Below are 24269 nucleotides of genomic sequence, written 5' to 3' on the forward strand. Positions count from 1 at the left end.
ATCGTGGTGGCGCCCAGTTAAGGGGATCTTAAAATCGCGAGTGGACACCGCGCAGGATGGGCAGCGTGGTTAACGAGCTCTGTCCCTGTGGATAAGCGCTCCCGCGCGCCCGGTTCGCATTTCATTGCAAATGTCCTGGGCATGTCTCGAACGTTTGCCCGTTGCGGTGTGAAACATCGAATATTTCCAGCCGATCAGATCTTGCTCCCAAACCCGGAACATGGGAAAAGGCGCGCGAGATGATCTTGCGCTCAGTGCGCAGAATGTATCCGATGCGGGTGTAGCTCAATGGTAGAGCAGCAGCCTTCCAAGCTGAATACGAGGGTTCGATTCCCTTCACCCGCTCCAATCATTCCAATGTGTTAGTCTGCGTCTTTCACTGTTCGATCGATTGAGTCGCGCATGCGCGTCATGCCTGAAGGCAACGCGTACGACTTGGTTTTGGCCGATCAGGCTGTGATTGGCTCGTCCCTTGATTTGGATGACAACAACGCGCCGTCAAAATGCGGAGCCAAACGTCTAGCATAGGAAGAAAGATGGCTCCCCGAACAGGGCTCGAACCTGTGACAAAGCGATTAACAGTCGCTTGCTCTACCAACTGAGCTATCGGGGATCAGACCCGGACGAGATGTCCGCGAACCGAATGGCGGCGGTATAGCAAGGTCGAAAAAAAATGCAAAGCCAAAATACAAAAAAATATCATCTTCATGTATGAGCCGCGTCATAAAGCCTGGATTCCTGTGGAAGATTTCCGATCGGGCGGAAATGTTTCGATTCTTTGACCGATCGCTCGCTAAGGGCTTGCCGCCGCGTGCCGGCTTGGCTATAGGGGTGCCCCGGCGCCCATCGCGAGACGATGTGCCGCATGAGGCCTCGTGGCGGAGTGGTCACGCAGAGGACTGCAAATCCTTGTACGGGGGTTCGATTCCCTCCGAGGCCTCCATTTTTCCATAAAGTATTGAAATATGTGGATTACTCCTGGGTGTGCCGGTTGGGGTGGCAGGTTCAGATACGCGGATTTGCCGGTTGTGACCGAATCGCACTGAGTGCGAGCGGCCAATCCGTGAGCCCTCTTTCTGCAAATCCGAGTTGAATCGGGGCGGGCCGAAATTGAACGTCGGACTTTCTCGTTCAAGATTGATCGGCCGGGCTGGCGTCAAACCGACAAATTTGCCAGTGTGCGGCTCGCCCTTCTTCGAGGCTCGCCGGGGCAAAAATGGACTGTTCATTACGCATTCATATCTTGTCGAGTAACCGTAGCCGGCGAATGGGCTTGCTGTCATTTGAAAGGGAGAAACATGAGAAAGATTTTACTCATTGCCACACTCGCCGCAGGAGCCGCCTTGATGGCTGCCCCATCGGCTAATGCAGCCGGGGGATGCGGGATCGGCTTCCATCGCGGACCGCTTGGCGGATGCCGGCCGAATGGCGGCGGCCCTGTTGTCGTTGTGCCAGGTGGGCTTGCCGTTGGCGTATTCTACCCCGGTCGCGGCTACTGGGATGGCAACCGCTACTGGGGTCATCGCTATAGATGGAATGGCGGGTGGCGCTACCGCTAAGAGCGGGACCAGATATTTGGATCAAGTCGCTGATTCGGCGGCTTGATCCGAAAGATTCGATAAGGCCGCCGCCTCAGGCATTGCCGAGCGGACAGTTCGAAAGATTTTAGTACGCGGCAAAGACCGTGCCCGACAATTTGGTGGCGGGAGCATTCGTCACGCCACGACCGAATGCACGCACGCCCTGATGCGGCCCCGACAACAGATAGTTGAATGCTCAGCCGTGCGCCGTTCGTGCCGCCGGTAGCAGCGCGGGACGGCGTTCGCGGCTTTCTGCCATCGCATTGCTTAGCTTAGTGTCGGGTGCGAAGCTTTCGAGACGCGCAGGGCCTGTGAGCGACGCGGCCGGAGCGCCGGTCACGGCTAGCCGGGCGAGGCGGGCGGCACCGAGCGCCGCGCCGGATTCGCCGGCTTCCACACGGTGCAGAGTGATTCCAAGTTGCGCCGCGAGCAGCGCGATCCAGGCGCGTCCGCGCGATCCGCCGCCTACCACGCTCGCCTCAGTGATCTGATCGCCGTCGGCGCGCATAGCATCGAGACAGTCGCGCAAGGCAAAGCCGACGCCCTCCAATACCGCGCGCGTCATGGCCGGACGGTCGATGCCGGGATCGAGATTGGCGAACATGCCCCGCAGCGTGCCGTCGTTATACGGCGTGCGCTCGCCCGAGAGGTAGGGCAGGAAGATCGCGGGCGAGGGCTGCCACGGTTCTTCGCCGAGCTCGGCCAGAAGGCTTGCCTCCTTGATCCCAGAAACGCCCGACCACCAGGAGAGGCACGAGGCCGCCGAGAGAATGACCGACATTTGATGCCATGAGCCGGGCACCGCATGGCAGAAGGCGTGAACATAGGAATCAGGGTTCGGACGCAGTTTGTCGGTGGTGATCCAGATGACGCCGGACGTGCCGAGCGAAATGAACGCGTCCCCCGGCTTGACCGCGGCCAAGCCGATGGCGCTCGCCGCATTGTCGCCGGCGCCGCCTGCAACGATGGGAGGTTTGTGCATGCCCCAGCGCGCGGCGAGGTCGCTTCGCAAGGGCGCCGCGGCGGCGCTGCCCTCGACGAGGCGTGCGACTTTCGAACGGTTGAGGCCGGTAGCGGCCAACAGCGTGTCCGACCAGTCGCGCGCCGCGACATCGAGCCAGAGCGTGCCGGAGGCATCCGACATGTCCTCGAATTTATCGCCGGTGAGCGCAAAATTCACGTAACTCTTCGGCAGCAGCACGCTGGCGATCTGTCGGAAAATATCGGGCTCGTGCCGACGCACCCACTGTACTTTCGGCGCGGTGAAGCCGGGCATCGCGGCATTGGCGGAAATGCTCCGCAGGCTCGGGCAGATCCGCTCCAATTCCGCGCATTCGGCGCTGGCGCGCGTATCGTTCCACAGCATGCAGGGGCGCAGGATCGCGTCGTTGCGGTCGAGCAATGTCGCACCGTGCATCTGGCCGGAAAGGCCGATCCCGGCAACAATGCTCATCTCCTGGGAATGCTGGCGGGCAAGATCGTCGAGCGTGCCGAAGGCCCCTTCGACCCAGCTTGCCGGATCCTGCTCCGACCAGCCAGGATGGGGGCGCGATACCGTCAGATGAACCGAAGAACTGCCAATGATGCGGTCCGCATCGTCGACCAAGACGGTTTTGACCGACGAGGTTCCAAGGTCGATGCCGAGATACATGCCGCTCCCCCAATCTAGAGCATCTTCCAGAAAAGTTGTTCGACTTTTCGCTTAAGAAAATGCGACAAAACAAAATCTTAGAGACATTTTCCGCTTCTGAAAGAACGGAAAATGCTCTGGATTTGGCGCCACCGTGCCACCGAATGTTGCGTCATTCAATCTCGTTCACAAAGGGGGTCGAGGACAGGATATAGCGGTCGAACAGGGGGAGGCAGGCGCCGCCGACGGCGCGCGCCTGGCGGCCGACGCACCCCTCCACGATCGCGGGCGGAGCGATGCCTTCCAAATCGAAGGTTTCCATTGCCGCGCTGACGGCTTGTACGATTCGGGCACGGATATCGGCCGGAAAATCGCCATCGATGATGGCCGCTTCGAAATCGATGATCGAACAACCTGCGAGGATGGCGCGGGCAAGATGCGGGGCGATGGTCGCGATCCAGGCGTCATTGAAGGGCGTGAACTTGCTCCATCCGTCCGGCTCGGTCCACAAAGGCGAAGGATCAAGGCCCGCCGCCTTGATGTCGGCCTCCAGCCCGAAGATCGACGCCGTATCGATCAGTTGCGCAGCGCTCTGATCGTCGCGGGTAACGGGAAGCGTTCCGATCGCCCCGGCATTGCCGGAGGATCCTGGAAACAGCGCTCCGTTCAGCACAATGCCGCCGCCGACGAAAAACCCGATGAAAATGTAGAGGAAATTCTTGAACTCGCTGCCGCGGCCGAACACGAATTCGGCGCTGCAGGCAGCGGTTGCATCCTTTTGCTGGAAGATGGGGAAGGGGAACTCGTCCGCAAGAAGGGCGGTAAGATCGGCATCGTGCCAGGCATCCATGTCGGCGGCTGTCACGCCGACCCGTTCGCGCCACTTCCACAATTGCAGGGGCGTCGCGATGCCCATGCCGGCGATGCGGTTCCTCTCGCGATGCGATAGCCGGCGCATCATGCCGGCGGCGGCCTTCCGAGCGAAATCGACCATCGCGGCAGGCAGGGGCCAAGTATAGGTCAGTTGCACGACGTCCCGCACGTTGCCGACAAAATCCATCAGCACCATTTCAGCGCTGCGGCGGCCGATCTTGAGGCCGAACGACAGTACACCATCTGCGGCAAGCGCCATCGGTGTCGAGGGCTGGCCGATGCGGCCGCGCTGCAGGTCGCCCCGCTGCAGCAGGCCTTCCTCTTCCAATTTGCGGATGATAACTGAGATGGTTTGCGACGAGAGGCTGGTGAGCCGCGCAATTTCAGCCTTGGTCAGGCTGCCATGACGGCGGATCAGCGAGAGCAGCAGCCGCTCGTTATGGGCGCGCACGTCTGTTTGCGTGGAACCGCGTCCTTGCGGAATGGGCCGAAGAGATTCGCTGGAGAGAGGCGGACGGACGGCGGGCAACGGCATTCCTCCCTGATTGTTTCCACCCACGAACTCATCTTTTGGTGCAGCAAAGCAGAGCTTAATAAATAAATCAAGTTGAATTAGTTATTGACAGCCATCAAAATTCGATGTTTGATAACCCCATCGCGCAGGAGCCGGAACGATCGCCAGCAAGTGACGCGACATACGACAAACCGAGCCACCTTGTCGGCGTCGCCGGATGGATTGGTGACGCGAACAGCGTAATGCGGTCGGGCGCGCCGGTTCGTTCAGGGGAGTTTGCCTTGTGTCCGGCCTGATCGTGCGGCGACATATTGCCGCGACGTGACGGTTCAAATCAAGGGGAATGGGGTAGGCAAAGCCATATCTTGCAGCGTGCGGACCGTTCGGCTGTTTTCATGCAAACGGCGGAATCGTGCGAACGAGTGCGGAAGTAGGCGATGACGTTGCAATCGATATTTCGTTTGGTTTTATTTTCGTCCAAGATCGCATTGCCACAATAAATAAAGGCAAGCAGGCAGGGAGGTTCTCGTGATGCAATTCACGTCTTTGGCGGTCTTTGGCATGCACTCCGTTTCGGAGGATTGCCGATGACAGCGCCCATTCTCGAAATGCGCCATGTGTCGAAGACATTCGGCCACGTCAGAGCCCTCACGGATGTGCAACTCACGCTTTACCCCGGGGAAGTTCATGCGCTGATGGGCGAGAACGGCGCTGGAAAATCGACTCTGATGAAGGTGCTCTCGGGTGCTTACAAGCCCGATGCAGGAGCCGAGATTCTTATCGACGGCAAGCCCGTTCACATTACCGGGCCGATCGCTTCGAAAGAGGCCGGTATATCGATCATATATCAAGAACTGTCCTTAGCGCCCAACCTCACCGTTGCCGAGAACATGTATCTTGGACGCGAGATCAATCGCAGTGGCTTCGTCGACAGAGCGACGATGCTGCGCGAGGTACAGCCCGTTCTGAAGCGACTTGGGGCACAGTTTACCGCATCAACCATGGTTGGCACGCTTTCGATCGCCAATCGGCAATTGGTGGAGATCGCCCGCGCCCTGCACGCTGAGTCCAAGATTCTCATCTTGGACGAGCCGACAACCGCGCTGTCCTCGCGCGAAACGGACGGTCTGTTCGCGATGGTCAAGCAATTGCGCGCCGAAGGGCTCGCAATGGTCTATATCTCCCATCGGATGAACGAGGTCTACGAGCTTGCCGACCGCGTCTCGGTTTTGCGCGACGGCACTTACGTCGGCACGTTGGAACGCGAACAGCTTTCACCCGAAGCAATCGTGCGCATGATGGTTGGGCGCGAGTTGTCGTCGCTCTACACGAAGGAGCACAAACCCGATTTTGCTTCACTCAAGCCAGTTCTGAAGGTCAACGACGTTAGCGACGGCACGCGCGTCAAGAATTGCTCGTTCACGCTTCACGCCGGCGAGGTCGTGGGATTGGCGGGCCTTGTCGGTGCGGGCCGTTCCGAACTCGCCCAGACGATTTATGGTGTGCGGCCTCGGGTCGGCGGCGACATGACGATGAACGGCAATGCGTTTCAGCCGCGCTCGCCTCAAGACGCGATCGACCGGGGCCTTGCCTATCTGACAGAAGATCGACGCGGCAACGGATTGTTCCTCGACATGTCGTGCAACGACAACACCAATACGGGCGTTCTCAAGCGCGATGCGAAATGGGGCATCCTGCTCGACCGCGTGAAGGCGAAGGCGCGGGCGATAAAATCGATCAAGGATCTTAAGATCCGTGTGCCCGCACCGGAATATCCGGTTGGCGGTCTGTCGGGCGGAAATCAACAGAAAGTTTTGCTTTCGCGCTGGCTGGAAATCGAACCCGATGTGCTCATTCTCGATGAGCCGACGCGCGGTGTCGATATCGGCGCCAAGTCAGAGATCTATAAGATCATCGACGGTCTGGCGAAGAAGGGGGTCGCCATTTTGGTCATCTCCTCGGAACTGCCGGAAGTCATCGGCATTGCAGACCGTATTCTCGTGATGCGCGAGGGCGAGATTACGGGTGAGGTGGGAGGAACCACCGGCATCGCGCCAACGCAAGAAAATATCATGGCCTTTGCGACCGGCGTCGCAAGTACAGCCGCGAACTGATTTCAGGGGAGGGATACATGTCAACCAACACTGCAGCCGCCGAGAGCGGCAACGAAATGCGGCGTCAGAAAATCCATGACCTCATTGCGACATTGGGCATGTTGCCCGTTCTGCTGGTTGTCGCTGCTGGATTCCATTTCTTGTCCGATGGCCGGTTCTTCACTGCTCAAAACATCAGCATTGTGTTTCAACAGGCTGCCGTGAATACGGTGCTGGCGGCAGGCATGACATTCGTCATTCTGACCGGTGGCATCGATTTGTCGGTCGGCTCGATTCTGGCCGCGTCAGCAATGGCCGGCCTCATCGTCTCCAATATCGCGGGGATTTCCTATCTTTGGATCTTTGCTGCGCTTGGGCTCGGTGTTCTTTTTGGCCTCATCAACGGGGTGTTGATTTCGCAACTCCGGTTGCCGCCTTTCATCGTGACCTTGGGCTCGCTGACCGCCGTGCGCGGTATTGCGCGCCTGATGGGTGGCGATACCACGGTGTTTAATTCCGACATCCCTTATTCGTTCATCGGCAATGGCACCGTTTTTGGCGTGCCGTGGCTCGCGATCATTGCGCTTATCGTGATCGTGGTTTCGTGGATCGTGCTGAAGCGCACCGTGCTTGGTACGCACATCTATTCGGTCGGCGGCAATGAGGCGGCAGCGCGGTTGTCGGGCATCAAGGTTCCGCGCATCTATCTCATCGTCTATGGCATCTCGGGTCTTTGCTCGGGTCTTGGCGCCATCATGCTGTCGACCAAGCTCTACGCCGCCAACGGAACGCAATTGGGTCAGTCTTACGAATTGGACGCGATCACCGCGGTCATTCTCGGCGGTACGTCCTTCGTCGGCGGTACCGGTTCCATTTGGGGCACGCTGATCGGCGGGTTGCTCATTGCCGTCATGTCAAACGGGCTCATTCTGACCGGCGTTTCCGACATCTGGCAATATGTCATCAAGGGTTTGGTGATCATCGGCGCGGTCGCGCTCGATCGTATCCGCCAAAAGGGCTCGGCGCGGACCTAATTGTCGCGTGCGGGATTTCAGGGGTTTGAAAGTTCAACAACCAGGAGGAAAACATGTTGAAACGAGTGCTGCTAGGTGCAACCGTAATTGCGATGGCGTTCGCGGTTGCGCCGGCATCAGCCAAAGAGCTCAAGAAGATCGGCATCTCGCTCGGATCGATGGGCAATCCGTTCTTCGTGGCTCTCGCCAAGGGCGCGACCGATGAGGCGAAGAAGACCAACCCGAATGTCGAAGTGCAAGCTGTCGGCTACGACTACGACATGGGCAAACAGTTCACCCAGATCGACAATTTCATTGCGGCTGGCGTCGATCTGATCCTGCTCAACCCGGGCGATCCCAAGGCCATCGGACCCGCCATCAAGAAGGCGCAAGCCGCAGGCATTCCGGTCGTCGCTGTTGACACCGCTGCGGAAGGCGCCGATGCCACTGTCGAAACCAACAACACCCAGGCCGGCCAAATCGCCTGCGATTATCTGGTGCAGAAAATCGGTGGCAAGGGCAATGTGGTCATCATCAACGGACCGCAGGTCTCGTCGGTGATCGAGCGCGTCAAAGGGTGCAAAGACGTGCTCGCCAAATCGCCGGACGTCAAATTGCTTTCCTTCGATCAGGACGGCAAAGGGTCGCGCGATGGCGGCTTGAACGTGATGCAGGGTCTCTTGACTCGCTTTGACAAGATCGACGGCGTCTTCGCCATCAACGATCCGCAAGTCATCGGCGCCGATCTTGCAGCTTTGCAGCAGCATCGTGATGGCATCGTCATGACGTCGGTGGACGGCGCACCCGATATCGAGGCGGCGCTGAAAGATCCGAAGTCGGCAATGGTTCAGGCATCGTCCTCGCAGGATCCGTACACGATGGCGCGCAAGGCGGTTGCGACGGGTGTCGCCATTCTGAACGGGCAAAAGCCGGCGCAGCCGATCGAGCTGATGGATTCCAAGCTCGTGACCCGCGACAATGTGAAGGACTATGTTGGCTGGGCCTCGCACTAAGCGCCCTTCCTCGTCTCGAACGAATCTGCTCTAATGATGAGGAGAGGCGGCCACTTCGGCCGCCTCTCTTTTGGCATTGCGGCACAAAGCCGATGAAGAGAACCGATGCTTGACCTGACCGATCACGTTGCACGCGCCGCCGCAGCCATCGCGGCGCGGGATGACGGCGCAAGGCGCCTTCTTATTGCCATCGCCGGGCCGCCGGGCGCCGGCAAGAGCACGTTGTCGGAGGCGCTCGGCGCCCATTTGAATGCGCGCCTAAACGGTGCCGCCTTGGTCGTGCCGATGGATGGATTTCATTTCGACAATGCCATTCTGCAGGAGCGCGGCCTTCTTGCGCGCAAAGGCGCACCTGAAACCTTCGATGCGGATGGGTTTCTCGCCCTCGTTCGGCGGCTCCGCGATGCAACGGGCGAGGTCGCGATTCCGGTGTTCGATCGCGGCATGGATCTCTCGCGCGCATCCGCCCGACTCGTCGCCCCCGCCCACCGGATCCTGCTCATCGAGGGGAATTATCTCCTGCTGAAGCGGCCGGTATGGCAGGAGCTGCGCGCGCTGTTCGATTTGAGCCTGTTTGTGTCGCCGCCGATCGAGGTGCTCGAGCAGCGGCTCATTCAACGCTGGCTCGACCACGGCCTTGCGCCCGATGCGGCAGCAGCACGTGCGCGCGGCAACGATCTCGCGAACGCCAAGGTTATTATTGCGGAGAGTGAAGGCGCTGACATGATCATCGAGGCATGACGATCGCCCAAGGAGCGGCCGGTTGGAACGAACCGCCGCCAAGCGCTATCGGTCGCCTTGGCGCGGCGGATATACGTGCATTTCGCCGTGAAAGTCGGCGATGCGGAACCGCTCTGCGCCATCTGCACCGACCGCGTAATCGCTGACATAGCCCGGGCCGATCGGCGATTTGCCGTGGCCGCCCGGAATGTCGAGAACATAGGTCGGCATGGCGAGGCCGGAGAGGCGGCCTTGCAGCGCGCGCATCAAGGCCTGGCCCGTCGCAATCGTGGTGCGGAAGTGGCTTGTGCCCGGCGCGAGGTCGCCCTGGTGCAGGTAATAGGGTTTGACGCGGTTCGCGATGAAGCCGCGCATTAGCGCCGCGAGCGTTTCGGCATCATCGTTGACGCCTTTCAGCAGCACGGTCTGGCTGACCAGCGGGATGCCGGCATCGGCGAGCCGCGCGAGGGCGGCGCGGGCGGCGGGCGTCAGCTCCCTTGGATGATTGGCATGCACGGCGACGAAGACGGCCTTTTTGGCTGCCTTCAAGGCGTCGACCAGTGCCGGCGTGATCCGATCCGGCGCCACCACCGGCACGCGGCTGTGGATGCGCACCACCTCGACGTGCGGCTGGGCGGCGAGCTTGGTCATCAGGCGGTGCAAGCGGCGCGCCGTAAGAATGAGTGGATCACCGCCGGTCAGGATCACTTCATGAATGTCGGCATGGGCCGCGACATAGGCGAGGGCGGCATCGAGGGCCTCATCCTCGAGCATGGGCTCCTTGCCCGGCCCCACCATTTCGCGGCGAAAGCAGAAGCGGCAATAGACCGGGCATGCGGCGACGACTTTGAGGAGCACGCGATCCGGGTAACGATGCACGAGCCCGGGCAGGGGCGAATGGGCATTATCGCCGATCGGATCCGCCCGCTCCTCCGACCGGTGGCGGAGTTCGGCGGGCGAGGGCACGAATTGTTTCGCGATCGGGTCATCGGGCGCATGCCGATCAATCAGCGCCGTCATGTCCGGCGTGACCGCGACGGCGTAGCGATCCATCACCACGTCCGCACCCGCGGCTTGCGCGTCGGTGAGCAAGCCAGCGGAGAGGAGATCGTCGAGGGTTCGCAGAGTTTTCATGGGGCCGGAAAAACATCATCGGCCGGGGCGCGAAAGATGCCCGGCATGTCATGGGCGAGGCGTTAACCCATTTGTGCCGCGGCGACAATATGCGAACGGCTTTAACCGGCCACCGGTAAAAACAGCACGTCCTCGATCCGTCTTGCGCCTGCCGCCAGCATGGCCAGTCGGTCGAAGCCGAGCGCGATGCCCGATGCGTCCGGCATTTGGGCGAGAGCGGCGAGAAAATCGTCGTCGATCGGGTAGGTTTCACCATAGACGCGCTGCCGCACGCGCTCTTCCTCCTCAAACCGCCGCCGCTGTTCTGCGGCGTCGGTCAATTCGCCGAACCCGTTGGCGAGTTCGAGGCCGCAGACGTAAAGCTCGAACCGCTCGGCAACCCGCGGATCGGCGCTCTTGCGCCGCGCCAGCGCGGCCTCCTCGGCGGGATATTCGCACAGGATGGTCGGGCGGCCATGGCCAAGATTCGGCTCGACCTTTTCAGTCACGATGCGGCTGAACACGTCGGACCAGGAATCGTCCGCCGCGAGCCGGATGCCTTGGTCGTGCGCGGCGGCATGCAGGCCGCCCGCTGCCTCGGGGAGATTGGCCAGAAGATCGATGCCGGCATAGCGGGTGAAGGCTTCGGCCAGCGTGAGGCGCTCGGGTGGCAGGAACGGATCGCAGGAGGCGGATCCGTAAGAAAACCTTGTCGTTTCGGCCGCTTCGGCCGCCTGCCGCAGCAGGGCGGCGCAATCGGCCATGAGCGTTTCGTAGGTCTCGCGTGCCCGATACCATTCCAGCATCGTGAACTCAGGGTGATGGCGGCCGGTCCGTTCCCGATTGCGGAAGCAGCGGGCGAAGGTGAACAGGCGCGGCTCGCCCGCCGCGAGCAGCTTCTTGCAGGCAAATTCCGGCGACGTATGCAAATACAGCAGCGTTCTTTGCCCATCGGGCTGGATGAGGAGCGTGGAAAAGGCACTCAAATGCGCCTCGTTGCCGGGCGAAACCTGCAGGATCGGGGTTTCGACCTCCATGAAATCCTGTCCGTTAAACCAGTCGCGGAGGTGCGCCTGGACCCGGTTGCGGATTTTCAAGAACGGCCGGCGGTCGGCATAGACATGCCTGGACCAGGCGGGAGAGGCAGCAGACATATTTTAACCCAAGGGGGAGGTGATGCCGTGCATGGCGCGGCGTCGAAATGGCGGGATTGAGGTCCTGGCCAGCGCGAATATCACGCCGAAGACCGAAGGTAATGCTCCGATCCGAAAGGGAAAATTCATGTTGAAGCTGCTGCTCGCTGTTTCCACCGTCAAAAAACTCGATGAAATCCCAGGCGCAATCCCAAGAAACTCTGGCATTTGCCCGTTAGATGAGTATGGTGCGCGCCAGAATTGACCCCCTATCAGGAAAGTGTTCCGTGAAAGTCATCGCAAGCTCCATCCGTAAAGGCAATATTATCGAGCGGGACGACGGCCAGCTTTATGTGGTTTTGTCCGCCGAAAGCTTCCACCCGGGTAAGGGCACGCCGACGACCCAGATCGACATGCGCCGTCTCAGCGACGGCGTGAAGACGACGGACCGTTACAAGACGACCGAGCAGGTCGAGCGCGCCTTCGTGGAAGATATGGACTTCTCGTATCTCTATGAGGACGGCGATGCCTATACATTCATGAACGACGAGAATTTCGAGCAGGTGATGGTCTCGAAGGACACGATCGGCGACCAGGCGGTGTATTTGCAGGAAGGCATGAAGTGCATCCTGAGCATGTTCAACGGCCAATGCGTCGCCATCCAGCTGCCCGCCCGCGTGACCCTCGAAATCGTCGAGACCGAGCCGGTGGTCAAGGGCCAGACCGCTTCGTCCTCCTATAAGCCGGCCAAATTGTCGAACGGTGCACGCGTGATGGTGCCGCCGCATATCGCGACCGGGACGCGCGTCGTCGTGCAGACCGAAGACGGCAGCTACGTCGAGCGGGCAAAGGACTAATCAGCGCATGGACAAGTTCGCGGACCTGCCTATAGTTCCGCGAACGGATTTCCTCAGCCGGACAGAACGCACATGCAAGACACTTTCGCCGCACAACGTAAGATGATGGTGGACGGCCAGCTTCGCACCTTCGATGTCCTGGATTTGGCGGTGCTCGAAGCGTTTTTGACGGTGCCGCGCGAAGATTTCCTGCCTGAAAGCCTGCGCTCCGTCGCCTATGCCGATCGCGAAGCCGATCTCGGTACGGGCCGCAAGCTGCTGGCGCCGATGATTCTCGCGCGCATGATCCAGGCGGCGGATGTACAGCCCGGCGCGCAGGTTCTCGATGTTGCGGGCGGCTCCGGCTATTCCGCCGCCATTTTCGCAGCGCTGGGGGCAAAGGTTGTCGCGCTGGAGGAGACGCCGGAACTCGCGGGCAGCGCACGTCAATTGCTGGGCGATTCGGCGACTGTCACGACCGGCTATCTGGAGGCCGGGGCTTCGGCGCACGCGCCTTACGATCTGATTTTCATCAACGGCGCGGTCGAGGAAGTCCCGACCGCGCTGCTGGACCAATTGAAAGACGGCGGCCAATTGCTGTGTGTGCTGCGCCAGCCGGCGCAAGTCGGCCGTGCCGCCAAGGCTTGCGCATTCTTGCGCAGCGGCGCGACCCTCAGCCATCGCGAATTGTTCGACGCGTCGGCACCCAATTTGGCCGCGTTCCGCCGCGCGCCGCAATTCACGTTCTGAAATTCACGTTCTGATCTTGGCGCCGGCCGGGCCGGCGCAATATCCACAACATTTGTCATGTGGCATTTGCCGGCGGACGCAGGAGGCGAGTGTCCGCGCGATGGGCGCGCCGCCCGTCGGCGCGCGAACCTGATTTCCGAAAGCTGTCGCTTTTTTGCATCACCGCCCGACATAATGCGCGACCGTCACTGAGAGCCAGCGGTGCCTCGGTTCGAATTTTCCGGCCGGAAGAAAACGCTCATGAATCGGAAATCGACCCATCCGCCGGTACGGGATCCCCAGGATCTTGCGCGGCTATTGGTTTCTCGCGAAAGAGCAGGGGACGTTGAGGGAATGGTCGCCCTTTACGAATCCGATGCCGTCCTTGCCATCGGCGGCGGGCAATTCGCGATCGGCAGAGAGGCAATTCGTACGTTTTACGCGGGTTTAGTGGCTACCGGACGAAAGTTCGATCTTGGCGATCAGCGTCCGCCCACCATGAACGGCGATCTGGCGCTGACATCGACGCGCCTTCCCAATGGCGCGGTGACGGTCGAAATCGCACGCCGGTAAAGTGACGGAACCTGGCTTCGGGCGGTCGATCAACCCGCCATAGCGTAGTGGGTCCCGCTTGAACCGAGGGCGAAAGGGAAGCCGTGCCGTGGATGAGTAGCCTTTTCCTGCAGTCTTTTCTTAACGAGCGTTAACTTTCGCGGGGGCCATGCCGCCAATATCATGTGTAGACAAATGCTGAATCGTGAGATGTTTGGTGGCTCCGTGCGGGACGGTTACGTTGCCGCCAGCGGCAAGACGTGCGATGAGAGTGTTCGTCGCACGGATTGATCGGATCCGAGCATGAACGATCGGGGCCGTAAGAGGCGTAGGGGTTGCGCGATGTATGAATCTCGCGCTCGGGGTGCGGCCCGGGCCAATTATTTTGTTTCTTGCCGAAAAGGATTTTTGGGTGGCGTCGCCCTGGTTGCGCTTAGCTTGACGGTTCAGGGTGGGGCTCGGGCGGAAACCTTGATGAGCGCGATGGGGCTCGCTTATGTGGGGAACCCCGACCTGAATTCGCAGCGCGCCAATGTTCGTGCCACCGACGAAACCATTCCGAAGGCCACTTCGGGCTATCGGCCCACGATTACGGCGGCCGCCAAGACCGGGCGCACCCAGTACACGCAGGAGACGCCGCCGACATTGTTCACCAGTGGCGGCCGGCTCGACAATCTGACGACGCCGACGTCTTACGGTCTGTCGGTGACGCAAAATGTCTGGAACGGCAACCGCACCGACAATAGCGTTTCGCAGGCCGAATCCGAGGTTCTGGGCGCGCGCGAGCAAATGCGTAACACCGAGCAGAATGTGCTGCTCAACGCCGTCACCTATTACATGAACGTGCTGCGCGATACGGCGATTTACGATCTGCAGCAGAGCAATGTGCAGGTTCTGAACGAGCAGCTCAAGCAGACCAAGGACCGTTTCCAGGTCGGCGAAGTCACGCGCACCGATGTTGCCCAGGCCGAAGCGGCTTTGGCCCAGGGCCATTCGGCCGCACTGACCGCGCAATCGAATTTAAAGACGAGCATCGCGAATTATCACCAAATCGTCGGGATAGACCCGAAAAAGCTGGAGCCAGGAAAGCCTCTTGCTGCGAAGATGCTGCCTAAGACCCTGGACCAAGCGATTGCCACTTCCCAAGCCGAACACCCGAGCATCCAGGCGGCGATGCACGGGATCGATTCCGCGCAACTCAATGTCAAAGTGGTCGAGGGATCGCTGTATCCGACCGTTAACTTGGTCGGCTCGGTGCAGCGCGACCTGGATCCCTCGCCGTCGGACAAGGGCTTTCGTACTGTAACCGCGTCGATCATCGCTCAGATCTCGGTGCCGATCTATGACGGCGGCCTGACCTATGCGTCGGTACGGCAGGCCAAGGAGACGCTGGAGCAGCAGCGTCTGCAGACCGATTTGCAGCGCGACACCGTTCGCGCGGCGGTTGTGTCGGCCTGGGGCCTTTATGCCAATTCGAAATTGCAGATCGAGGCGGCGCAATCCCAGGTGACCGCGTCGGAAGTCGCGCTGAACGGCGTGCGCGAGGAGGCGAAGGTCGGGCAGCGCACGACGCTCGATGTGCTCAACGCGCAGCAAACCTTGATCAACGCCCGTGTTTCGCTCATCACCGCGCAGCGCGATCAGGTCGTGTCGTCCTACGCCTTGTTGTCCGCGGTCGGCCGGTTGTCGGCGGCCACACTGGCGCTCAATGTGGCGAAATACGATCCGCAGGTTCATTATAACCAGGTCAAGGATAAATGGTGGGGGCTGCGGACGCCGGAGGGGCAATAGTCGGTCTGTGCAGCCGTCCACAATTCCTTCTGCTTGCCGTCTTGCTCCGGATATGGGAGCGGCGCTATTTCTGAAGACCGTCGCGCTAGGCCGCCGAGTCGGCCATTGTTTCGTGTGATTTCGCGAATGAGAGGAAAGGGGCGCATTTGCGCCAAGGCTCATGAACGCATCCGTGCCATCGCCCCGTCAAGAGTCGCGCTTCGGCCTCAGCAAGCAGAACGAGCAGCGCGCCAACGAGCCTTCGATGGAAGAGATCCTGGCCTCGATCCGGCGCATCATTGCCGACGACCAGAGCCTGCCGCGGGCCTTTCCGGTCCGCGCCGAACCCGCGGTACATCCCGTCGCGCCGGCCGAGCCAACGGCGCTCTCGGCGCCCGAGGTTGTCGAGGCCGAGCCATGGGATGCGCCGCAAGCCGCAACGGCTGTGGTCGCGGTGGCAGCGCCTCCTGCAGCCGAAACGTCTCTCGCCGACGAGGTGACGAAAGAAGCCGAGCTATCCGACGTGCTCCTGTCGCCGGCCGCTAGCGAGAGCGTCGCGCATGCGTTCGATACGCTGGATCGAACCTTGAAAATGCAGAACGATGGCACGCTCGAAGACATGTCGCGCGAATTGCTGCGTCCGATGCTGAAGGCTTGGCTCGATGAAAATCTGCCGGCGCTGGTCGAGCGGCTGGTCAAGGCCGAGATCGAGCGCGTTGTCCGCGGCGGGCGGTAGAGCCAAGGGCCGCGGCCTGGCTGCACCAGGTCTGGGGCCGATCGCGATGTGCAGCCCGCAAGGCACAGGCTCAGTCCATATTGGGGTCCGGTCATATTGACTTCCGGCGAACGGGCTGATTTTTAAGCCGCAATCACCCATAACAATGCGCGCTTCGCGCCTTGGCACGCGAGCTCCGACGGATTTGCACAAGAGATGATGGAAAAGACTTTCGACCCCGCTGCCGTGGAAAGCCGTATCGCGGCCGCATGGGAAGCCGCTGGCGCCTTCAAATCAGGACGGCCGGAGCGGGCGGGGGCCGACCCCTATTGCATCGTCATTCCGCCGCCGAACGTCACCGGCAATCTGCACATGGGCCATGCCCTGAACAACACGCTGCAGGACATCCTGTGCCGGTTCGAGCGGATGCGCGGCAAGGACGTGCTCTGGCAGCCCGGCACCGACCACGCCGGCATCGCGACGCAGATGGTGGTCGAGCGCCAGCTCGCCGCGCGGCAGCAGCCGGGGCGGCGCGAACTCGGCCGCGAAAAATTCGTCGAAAAAGTGTGGGCCTGGAAGAACGAATCCGGCGGCGAGATCATCAATCAGTTGAAGCGCCTGGGCGCCTCCTGCGATTGGTCGCGCGAGCGCTTCACCATGGATGAGGGCCTCTCCAAGGCGGTGCTCAAAGTCTTCGTGCAGCTCTACAAGCAGGGGCTGATCTACAAGGACAAGCGGCTCGTCAATTGGGACCCGAAATTCCAGTCCGCGATCTCGGACATCGAAGTTCAGCAGGTCGAGGTCAAAGGCAACCTCTGGCATTTTAAATATCCGGTCGTCGATGCGGATGGCCGCGAGACCGGCGAGTTCGTCGTCGTCGCGACCACGCGGCCCGAAACCATGCTCGGCGATACCGCCGTCGCGGTGCATCCGGATGACGCGCGCTATCGCCACCTGCAAGGCCACAATGTGCGCCTGCCGTTGGTCGGTCGCCTCATTCCGGTCGTCGCGGACGAATATTCCGATCCGGAAAAAGGCACCGGCGCGGTGAAGATCACGCCCGCCCACGACTTCAACGACTTCGAGGTCGGTAAGCGGCATAAATTGCCGATTATCAATGTGTTGGATTCGGAAGCTAAGCTTGAGCTGAAAGGCAATCAGGCGTTCCTGGACGGCCTTCCGGCGTCACACGAACTGGACGACGTGCTCGCCCTCGACGGCCTGCCGCGCGAACAGGCGCGCAAGCGTATCGTCGCCATGATGGAGGCGGCCGAGCTTCTCGATAAGATCGAGCCGCATACCCATCAGGTGCCGCACGGCGACCGCTCCGGTGTGGTGATCGAGCCTTGGCTCACGCCGCAATGGTATGTCGATGCCTATACGCTGGTGCAGCCGGCGATCAAAACGGTCCAGGACGGCGAGAGCATCTTCATCCCGAAGAACTGGGAGAAGACCTTCTTCGAATGGGTCAACAATATCGAGCCCTGGTGCATTTCGCGCCAGCTCTGGTGGGGCCATCAGATCCCGGCCTGGTACGACGCGGACGGTAATATTTTCGTCGCCGAGACCGCGGAGGAGGCCGCCGCCGAGGCGCGGGCCAAGCACGGCCGTGACGTTGAACTTACCCGCGATGAGGACGTGCTCGACACCTGGTTTTCATCGGCGCTCTGGCCGTTCTCGACGCTCGGCTGGCCCGACCGCACGCCCGAATTGAAGCGCTATTATCCGACCAATACGCTGGTCACCGGCTTCGACATCATCTTCTTCTGGGTCGCGCGGATGATGATGATGAGCCTGCATTTCATGGGCGAAATCCCGTTCAAGGACATCTACCTGCATGCGCTCGTCCGCGATGAGAAGGGCGCCAAGATGTCGAAGTCGAAAGGCAACGGCATCGATCCGCTCGACATCATGGATGGCATCGAGCTGGATGAACTCGTTCAAAAGCGCGTCGAAGGCCTGCCCAATCAGGCCGACGGGCCGAAGGTCGCCTCCGAGACCCGCAAGCAATATCCCAACGGCATTCCGCAGATGGGCGCTGACGCCTTGCGCTTCTACCTCGCCGCCATGGCGGCGCAGGGGCGCGATGTCAAGCTCTCCGTGCCCCGTATCGACGGGTATCGCAGCTTTGCCACCAAGCTCTGGAATGCGGCGCGGTTTGCCGAACATTACGATTGCGTGCGCGTGGAGGGGTTCGATCCGTCCAACGTCAACGAGACCCTTAACAAGTGGATCCTTGGCGAGACCGCCAAGGCGGTGGCCGAAGTCACCGCGTCGCTGGAGGCGTTCCGGTTCAACGATGCCGCCAATGCCGCCTACCGCTTCATCTGGAACATCCTATGCGATTGGCACGTGGAATTCGCGAAACCGGTGCTGCAAGGGCCGGACGGGCCTGCAAAAGACGAGGCGCGGGCGACCATCGCCTTTGTGCTCGATCAGGCGGTGAAATTGCTGCATCCGTTCATGCCGTTCCTCACCGAGGAATTGTGGGCGGCCTTTGCCGAGCGCGCCGGTGTCGCTGAGCTCAGCGGCGATCAGCTTCTGACGCTCGCGCCCTGGCCGGATCTCGCTGGGCTGGCGAACGCCGCAGCGGAGGCGGAAATCGGCTGGCTCGTCGATCTCATCTCCGAGATCCGTTCGGTGCGCAGCGAAATGAACGTTCCGGCCGGCGCGAAGATCCCGCTCGTGCTGGTCGGCGCGGACGCTGCTTTGCAGGCCCGTGCACGCACCTGGCAGGACATTTTACTGTTCCTCGCCCGCCTGTCCGACATTTCCTTTGCCGATGCGGCGCCGGGTCATTCGATTCAGATGGTCGTACGCGGCGCCAATGTGGCGCTGCCGCTTGAAGGCGTGATTGATTTTGCCGCTGAGGGGGCGCGGCTCGACAAGGAAATCGCCAAGCTCAACGGCGAGATCCGTCAGATCGACGGCAAGCTCAACAACGAGGCTTTCGTCGCCAAGGCGCCGGAAGAGGTGGTGGAAGAGCAGCGCGAGCGGCGTGACGACGCCAGCGCGCGGGTCGCGAAGCTTACTGCGGCGCGAGAGCGCCTCAGGGCGTAACCAACTCGATTTCGGCGACCGCATCCCAGAGGTCGTCGAAATGCGAGATCACCTTGTCCGGGTTGAACGTTGCCACCGGCAGGTCCGTATAGCCGAAATCCACCGCCACGACCGGAATGCCGGCGGCTTTCGCCGTGTCGATGTCGGTGCGGGAATCGCCGATCATGATGCTTCGGCGCAGCGTGCCGCCCGAGGCCTCGATGGTTTTGATCAGCGGCAGGGGATTTGGCTTGCCGACACCGAACGTGTCCTGGCCGCAGATGAAGCGGAAGCGATGGGCGGCACCGAGTGCTTTCATCAATTTGTGAGCGGACTGCTCCATCTTATTGGTGCAGATGGAAAAACCCCAGCCGGCTTGTTCGAACTTGTCGAGCGACGGCACTAGCCCTGGAAACAGGAAGCTGTGGTCGGCGATATGGGCGTTGTAGTGCGCGAGGAAGAGGGAGAAAAGCTCCTCGAGCCTCTCCGGCGTCACGCTGCGGCCGACTTCCGCCAACCCGCGTTGAATGAGAACGCGTCCGCCGGCGCCGAGCAGCGAGCGGGCCTCTTCGACGGGCAATTGCGGGCAGCCTTCTTGTGCCAGGACGACGTTGAGGGCCGCAAAGAGATCGCCCGCCGTTTCGGCCAAAGTACCGTCGAGATCGAAAACGAGGAGAGGAGGTGTGCCGGTCATGTCGCCTCTGTCGCGCAATGGGGAATTGGGCGTCGTTTTACGAAAGAACATGCCGCATTGGAAGGATTAACCCGCCGGCGAACTGCCAGCGGTCGCGGGCGCCGCCTGTCCATGCGCCTCTTTCACCACCCGTATGGCGGTGAGATCCTGCAGGAAGGTGGTGATGGCCTGCTTCTGCTCACCGGTCAGACGGCTGTCTTCGGCAAGGCGCCTTGATTCATGGAGGCCGAGGCCGATCACAAGGGCCTCCAGCGCATCGGCAATATGGCCGATCTGCCGGCCATAACTGCCGACGGCCTCTAAAATCGCATCTTCCGTATCCGGGTCGCGTGAAACGCCGAGGTCTATGCGAAACAGGTTGAACTGCCAGCCCGGCAAAATGGGCTGCGTCAGGTCGTGGGGTGCAAATTCAAGCGGCCGAGAATAATTGCCCATCGGGGATCTCCACAGCATCTGAGAAACTGTGCGGCCATAGTTTCATGCAAGACGAGAGGGATGCGTGGCCAGCTTCACGCCGGTGTATGATGCCGATGATTCTTAATTCGCTCCGGAGTTCGCTGGTGCGCCGTTCCGTCCGTTTTTTTGCAGTTATCGCTAAGCTTCTTGGCGTGCTGGCGGTTCTGGTGCTGGTCTGGTGGTGTGGGTATCGAATTGGGGGATTTTTTTCCGATAAGCCGGGGCAGGTATGGAGCATCGAAGGCAAACCGCTGCTTGCCGATTCGACCGGAGGAACGGAAGAACAAATGCGTCAGCGGTTTCGATCTCGCTTGCAAACTCGGTTTCCCTTGGGTTCGCAGGAATCTGAGCTCATTCGCGAGTTGTGGAACGAGGGCTTTAAACCGAGCGGTACTTGGACTGTCGATAGGCGCAGTGCGACGATCGTAGCGCAGAACGTCGTTTGCACAGGGGGCTGGAGCGTGGATTGGTCCGCGAATGCTGTGGGAGTTTTGACGGCGGTTGATGGCAGTTTTGGTTCTTCCTGTCTTTAATGCGCTTGGGCGTTTCTCCGGTGGCTCGGTGTATGATGCGGCCAATCCTTGATTCGCCTTTTGGAGTTCCTCGATGCGCCGTTCCGCCCGCCTCGTTCTGGCCGCCATCCTCAGCCTTGCCCCCGCCGCCGCTTTTGCCGATCAATATGATTTTCTCGCCGCGCCGCAGAAGGACCTGAATCGTATCTTCCGCCTCGACAAGATCACCGGCGAAGTCGGCGCCTGCCAATATGCGCTCTCGCCGGGCAAGACCGATATTGCGCCGGGCGCGGTCGGCATCACGCTGTGCTTCCCGGCCGGCGAGGGCGCGGGGCCGCAGGACCCGAGCGAATATGCGCTGATCGCCTCCCACCACGAGGGCGAGGGCGGCGTGTGGCGGCTTGATCTGCGCAAGGGAACGATGAGCATCTGCTATGTGCTGACCCAGGACGATTACAATAAAGTGGTCTGCACGCCGGCTGCGAAATAGCGCTTAAAGCATTTTGCATTCTCTCAGCAGCGCAACATAGCTCTACATCTTGGTCTTATTATCTTACTCTGCATCGCCTTCGATGACGGATGGAGGGAGAGATGACGCCTGATCTGATGTATTTGGTATGGTCCGCCGCTCTGACAGTGGCGATGGTTCTCGTTGCCGTGTTCGCCGCCATGATGCAGGTCGGCTTGCCCGCCCTCGCGGGCAACCGGGACGACATGCCGCCGCTGACCGGCTTTGCCGGCCGCGCCGAACGGCTGCACCTGAACATGCTGCAGAACCTCCCCCTGTTTGCCATTCTGGTCCTGGCCGCCGCGGTCACCAACCGGGCGGATGGCGTGACTGCTCTTGGGGCCAGCCTTTTCTTTTGGGCACGCGTGGTCCACGGGGTGTTTTATTTGATTGGCGTGCCTTGGCTGCGGACCATGGCTTGGTGCGTTTCCATCGTCGGCTTGGTGCTGATCTTCGTGCGGCTTATCTAGCGCGAAATACGCAACATGTAGGGTGCATAAAATGCAACGCTGGGGGCAAAGACAGAGGCTACTCGGCACTTTGCCCTTCATGCTAGACCAAGCGCCACTCATCCAAACGCAAAAGGCGCAGCCATGCAGCTCAATGATCCCACCCTTCTGAAGAGCCAATCCCTGATCGACGGGCGCTGGCTAGGCCTCGGCACGGTCCCGGTCACCAATCCGGCGACAGGCGAGGAAATCACCCGCGTGCCCGCCTTCGGTGCCGCGGAGACGACCCAGGCGATCGAGTATGCCGGCGCGGCGTTCAAGCTCTGGTCGAAGAAGACCGGCAAGGAACGCGCCGCGATCCTGCGTAAATGGTTCGATCTGATCATCGCCAATAAGGAAGACATCGCCCTGATCATGACCTCCGAGCAGGGCAAGCCGCTCGCCGAGGCGCGCGGCGAGGTCGAATATGGCGCTGCCTTCGTCGAATATTATGCCGAAGAGGCGAAGCGCATCTATGGCGAGACGATCCCCTCACATCGCGCCGATGCGCGGATCATCGTGCAGAAACAACCGATTGGCGTCATTGCGGCGATCACGCCGTGGAATTTCCCGCTCGCGATGATCACCCGCAAGGTCGCCCCGGCGCTCGCCGTCGGCTGCACGGCGGTGGTCAAGCCAGCGATGGAAACGCCGTTGACGGCGCTGGCCGTGGCGGAGCTCGCGGTCCGGGCCGGCGTGCCGGCCGGCGTCTTCAATATCCTGACCGGCAAGGCGTCCGAGATCGGCAAGGTCATGTGCGAGCATCCGCTGGTGCGCGCCATCAGCTTCACCGGCTCGACCGAGATCGGCAAATTGCTGATGCGCCAGGCTGCCTCGACCGTGAAGAAGGTCGGCCTCGAATTGGGCGGCAACGCGCCGTTCATCGTCTTTGACGATGCGGATCTCGATGCCGCCGTGCAGGGCGCCATGATCTCGAAATTCCGCAACATGGGCCAGACCTGCGTCTGCGCCAACCGCATCTATGTGCAGGACGGCGTTTACGAGGCCTTCACTGCCAAGCTCGCCGCGGAAGTCGCCAAGATGAAGGTCGGCGACGGCGTCGAGGACGGCGTCACACAGGGACCGTTGATCAATCAGGCCGCGATCGACAAGGTCGAGGAACATGTGGCCGATGCGGTCGCCAACGGCGGCAAGATTTTGGTTGGCGGCAAGCGCCACGCTTTGGGCGGCACCTTCTATCAGCCGACCGTGATTTCGGACGTGACGCCGAAGATGAAAGTGGCGAAGGAAGAGACATTCGGCCCGCTCGCGCCGGTGTTCCGCTTCAAGGACGAAGCGGAAGTCATTCAGTTCGCCAACGACACGGAATACGGTCTCGCCGCCTATTTCTATGCGCGTGATTTGGGCCGCGTTTTCCGGGTCGCGGAAGAGCTTGAATATGGTATGGTCGGCATCAATTCGGGCGCCATTTCCACCGAGCTTGCTCCGTTCGGCGGCGTCAAGGAATCTGGTATCGGCCGCGAAGGGTCGCGCCACGGCACTGAGGAATTCGTCGAAATGAAGTATTTGCTGGTTGCGGGGCTCGATCGTTGAGCTCTGACGATCTGAAACGGCAGGCGGCCCTCGAGGCCGCCAAATTGATTGAGCCCGGCATGCGCCTCGGGCTCGGCACCGGTTCGACCGCCAAGCATCTCGTTGATGCGCTCGGTGCGATGGTGGCGGATGGGCTCAAAGTGGTGTGCGTGCCGACCTCCGAGGGCACGCGCAAACAGGCGGAATCCCTAGGCATTCCGCTCACCACATTGGACGAAACGCCGGAACTTGATCTCACCATCGACGGTGCGGACGAATTCGATCCGTCCTTGCGTCTGATCAAGGGCGGCGGCGGCGCGCTCGTGCGCGAGAAAATCGTGGCAGTGGCGTCCGCCCGCATGGTGGTGATCACCGATGTGTCGAAGGAAGTGCCGGTGCTCGGCCGCTTTCCCCTGCCGGTCGAGGTCAACCCGTTTGGTCTCGAATCGACCCGCCGTCAGATTCTCAAAGTGCTCAATGCCGCCGGCCACGATTGCCCCGTCGTTCTGCGCCGCACGCCCACGGGCGGTGTGTACGTGACTGACGGTGGCCATTACATCCTCGATTGCCCGCTCGGCCAGATTGCCGATCCCGAGGCGCTGTCCATGGCGCTCTTCCGGGTGCCGGGGGTGGTGGAGCACGGGCTTTTCCTCGGCCTTGCCAAAGCGGTGATCGTCGCCGACGACACGGGCTTGCGCATCATCGGCAATCCGGCGTAAGAGCGCCGATGAGAATGTTCCTCCGGCGGCCCAGAC

At 61.0% G+C, this 24269-nt stretch carries 23 protein-coding genes and 3 tRNA genes; 19 read left to right on the forward strand and 7 right to left on the reverse strand.

Annotated elements, in window-relative coordinates; translation table 11 throughout:
• Window positions 1-274 precede the first annotated feature (274 nt).
• Window positions 275-348, forward strand: a tRNA-Gly gene (locus tag V9T28_RS07585).
• A 189-nt stretch (window positions 349-537) separates the two neighbouring features.
• On the opposite strand, the gene V9T28_RS07590 is transcribed toward V9T28_RS07585, so the two are convergent.
• Window positions 538-613 (reverse strand) — tRNA-Asn (locus V9T28_RS07590).
• 256 nt (window positions 614-869) lie between these two features.
• Here V9T28_RS07590 and V9T28_RS07595 point away from each other — a divergent pair.
• Window positions 870-943, forward strand: a tRNA-Cys gene (locus V9T28_RS07595).
• A gap of 355 nt (window positions 944-1298) precedes the next feature.
• The gene (locus V9T28_RS23355) at window positions 1299-1559 is read left to right on the forward strand and encodes a GCG_CRPN prefix-to-repeats domain-containing protein (RefSeq protein ID WP_116398408.1); all 261 of its coding nucleotides are present in this window, start codon (window positions 1299-1301) and stop codon (window positions 1557-1559) included.
• Between the two features lie 217 nt (window positions 1560-1776).
• Here V9T28_RS23355 and xylB read toward each other — a convergent pair whose 3' ends face one another.
• Window positions 1777-3231: a xylulokinase gene (gene xylB, locus V9T28_RS07600; RefSeq protein WP_116398409.1), complete on the reverse strand. Its 1455-nt coding sequence runs from the start codon at window positions 3229-3231 to the stop codon at window positions 1777-1779.
• A 151-nt stretch (window positions 3232-3382) separates the two neighbouring features.
• The gene (locus V9T28_RS07605; protein WP_116398410.1) at window positions 3383-4618 is read right to left on the reverse strand and encodes an ROK family transcriptional regulator; all 1236 of its coding nucleotides are present in this window, start codon (window positions 4616-4618) and stop codon (window positions 3383-3385) included.
• A 566-nt stretch (window positions 4619-5184) separates the two neighbouring features.
• Between V9T28_RS07605 and V9T28_RS07610 the strand changes: the two genes are divergently transcribed.
• The 4 genes from V9T28_RS07610 to V9T28_RS07625 all read left to right on the forward strand — a co-directional run bounded on the left by V9T28_RS07610 (window position 5185) and on the right by V9T28_RS07625 (window position 9457).
• Window positions 5185-6711, forward strand: coding sequence for a sugar ABC transporter ATP-binding protein (locus V9T28_RS07610; RefSeq protein ID WP_116398411.1), 1527 nt, complete (start codon window positions 5185-5187; stop codon window positions 6709-6711).
• A 17-nt stretch (window positions 6712-6728) separates the two neighbouring features.
• Window positions 6729-7724, forward strand: coding sequence for an ABC transporter permease subunit (locus tag V9T28_RS07615; RefSeq protein WP_116398412.1), 996 nt, complete (start codon window positions 6729-6731; stop codon window positions 7722-7724).
• Between the two features lie 53 nt (window positions 7725-7777).
• Window positions 7778-8716 carry an ABC transporter substrate-binding protein gene (locus V9T28_RS07620; RefSeq protein WP_116398413.1) on the forward strand — a complete coding sequence of 313 codons (939 nt, stop codon included), beginning with the start codon at window positions 7778-7780 and terminating at the stop codon, window positions 8714-8716.
• Window positions 8717-8821: 105 nt separating this feature from the next.
• The gene (locus V9T28_RS07625; protein ID WP_116398414.1) at window positions 8822-9457 is read left to right on the forward strand and encodes a nucleoside triphosphate hydrolase; all 636 of its coding nucleotides are present in this window, start codon (window positions 8822-8824) and stop codon (window positions 9455-9457) included.
• A 45-nt stretch (window positions 9458-9502) separates the two neighbouring features.
• Here V9T28_RS07625 and V9T28_RS07630 read toward each other — a convergent pair whose 3' ends face one another.
• Both V9T28_RS07630 and epmA read right to left on the reverse strand, forming a co-directional pair.
• Complete coding sequence (locus V9T28_RS07630; protein WP_116398415.1) at window positions 9503-10570, reverse strand: lysine-2,3-aminomutase-like protein; 1068 nt, start codon at window positions 10568-10570, stop codon at window positions 9503-9505.
• Window positions 10571-10671: 101 nt separating this feature from the next.
• Window positions 10672-11703, reverse strand: coding sequence for an EF-P lysine aminoacylase EpmA (gene epmA, locus V9T28_RS07635; protein ID WP_116398416.1), 1032 nt, complete (start codon window positions 11701-11703; stop codon window positions 10672-10674).
• Window positions 11704-11734: 31 nt separating this feature from the next.
• Between epmA and V9T28_RS07640 the strand changes: the two genes are divergently transcribed.
• The 7 genes from V9T28_RS07640 (at window position 11735) to V9T28_RS07670 (ending at window position 19344) form a co-directional block, all read left to right on the forward strand.
• A complete protein-coding gene (locus V9T28_RS07640) occupies window positions 11735-11947 on the forward strand; it encodes a hypothetical protein (protein ID WP_339071841.1) in 213 nt (70 codons plus the stop codon).
• Window positions 11928-12539 (forward strand): elongation factor P, encoded by a 612-nt coding sequence (gene efp, locus V9T28_RS07645; protein ID WP_199500010.1) that lies wholly within the window; start codon window positions 11928-11930, stop codon window positions 12537-12539. Before V9T28_RS07640 ends, efp begins: the two co-directional genes overlap by 20 nt.
• Before the next feature lie 72 nt (window positions 12540-12611).
• Complete coding sequence (locus tag V9T28_RS07650) at window positions 12612-13268, forward strand: protein-L-isoaspartate O-methyltransferase family protein (protein WP_116398419.1); 657 nt, start codon at window positions 12612-12614, stop codon at window positions 13266-13268.
• Window positions 13269-13601: 333 nt separating this feature from the next.
• The gene (locus V9T28_RS07655) at window positions 13602-13820 is read left to right on the forward strand and encodes a hypothetical protein (RefSeq protein ID WP_339071842.1); all 219 of its coding nucleotides are present in this window, start codon (window positions 13602-13604) and stop codon (window positions 13818-13820) included.
• Window positions 13821-14273: 453 nt separating this feature from the next.
• On the forward strand, window positions 14274-15590 hold the full coding sequence (locus V9T28_RS07660) for a TolC family outer membrane protein (RefSeq protein ID WP_245423808.1): 1317 nt from the start codon (window positions 14274-14276) through the stop codon (window positions 15588-15590).
• A 172-nt stretch (window positions 15591-15762) separates the two neighbouring features.
• Complete coding sequence (locus V9T28_RS07665; RefSeq protein ID WP_245423810.1) at window positions 15763-16305, forward strand: PopZ family protein; 543 nt, start codon at window positions 15763-15765, stop codon at window positions 16303-16305.
• A 195-nt stretch (window positions 16306-16500) separates the two neighbouring features.
• Entirely contained in the window at window positions 16501-19344 is a 2844-nt protein-coding gene (locus tag V9T28_RS07670) for a valine--tRNA ligase (RefSeq protein WP_116398421.1), read from the forward strand.
• On the opposite strand, the gene V9T28_RS07675 is transcribed toward V9T28_RS07670, so the two are convergent.
• Together V9T28_RS07675 and V9T28_RS07680 are read right to left on the reverse strand one after the other, a co-directional pair.
• Window positions 19334-20017, reverse strand: coding sequence for an HAD-IA family hydrolase (locus V9T28_RS07675; RefSeq protein ID WP_116398422.1), 684 nt, complete (start codon window positions 20015-20017; stop codon window positions 19334-19336). The two genes, V9T28_RS07670 and V9T28_RS07675, sit on opposite strands and share 11 nt — an antisense overlap.
• A 66-nt stretch (window positions 20018-20083) precedes the next feature.
• Window positions 20084-20452 (reverse strand): hypothetical protein, encoded by a 369-nt coding sequence (locus tag V9T28_RS07680; protein ID WP_116398423.1) that lies wholly within the window; start codon window positions 20450-20452, stop codon window positions 20084-20086.
• A gap of 125 nt (window positions 20453-20577) precedes the next feature.
• Between V9T28_RS07680 and V9T28_RS07685 the strand changes: the two genes are divergently transcribed.
• From V9T28_RS07685 to rpiA, 5 genes are all read left to right on the forward strand, one after another.
• Window positions 20578-21006 (forward strand): hypothetical protein, encoded by a 429-nt coding sequence (locus V9T28_RS07685; RefSeq protein WP_147306358.1) that lies wholly within the window; start codon window positions 20578-20580, stop codon window positions 21004-21006.
• A 73-nt stretch (window positions 21007-21079) separates the two neighbouring features.
• The gene (locus tag V9T28_RS07690) at window positions 21080-21475 is read left to right on the forward strand and encodes a hypothetical protein (protein ID WP_116398425.1); all 396 of its coding nucleotides are present in this window, start codon (window positions 21080-21082) and stop codon (window positions 21473-21475) included.
• 101 nt (window positions 21476-21576) lie between these two features.
• Window positions 21577-21963 carry an MAPEG family protein gene (locus V9T28_RS07695; protein ID WP_158554656.1) on the forward strand — a complete coding sequence of 129 codons (387 nt, stop codon included), beginning with the start codon at window positions 21577-21579 and terminating at the stop codon, window positions 21961-21963.
• A gap of 123 nt (window positions 21964-22086) precedes the next feature.
• Window positions 22087-23535 carry an NAD-dependent succinate-semialdehyde dehydrogenase gene (locus tag V9T28_RS07700; protein WP_116398427.1) on the forward strand — a complete coding sequence of 483 codons (1449 nt, stop codon included), beginning with the start codon at window positions 22087-22089 and terminating at the stop codon, window positions 23533-23535.
• Window positions 23532-24233, forward strand: coding sequence for a ribose-5-phosphate isomerase RpiA (gene rpiA, locus V9T28_RS07705; RefSeq protein ID WP_116398428.1), 702 nt, complete (start codon window positions 23532-23534; stop codon window positions 24231-24233). Before V9T28_RS07700 ends, rpiA begins: the two co-directional genes overlap by 4 nt.
• The last annotated feature ends 36 nt before the right edge of the window (window positions 24234-24269 follow it).

The sequence above is a fragment of the Methylovirgula sp. 4M-Z18 genome (genome assembly GCF_037890675.1).
Classification (GTDB): domain Bacteria; phylum Pseudomonadota; class Alphaproteobacteria; order Rhizobiales; family Beijerinckiaceae; genus 4M-Z18.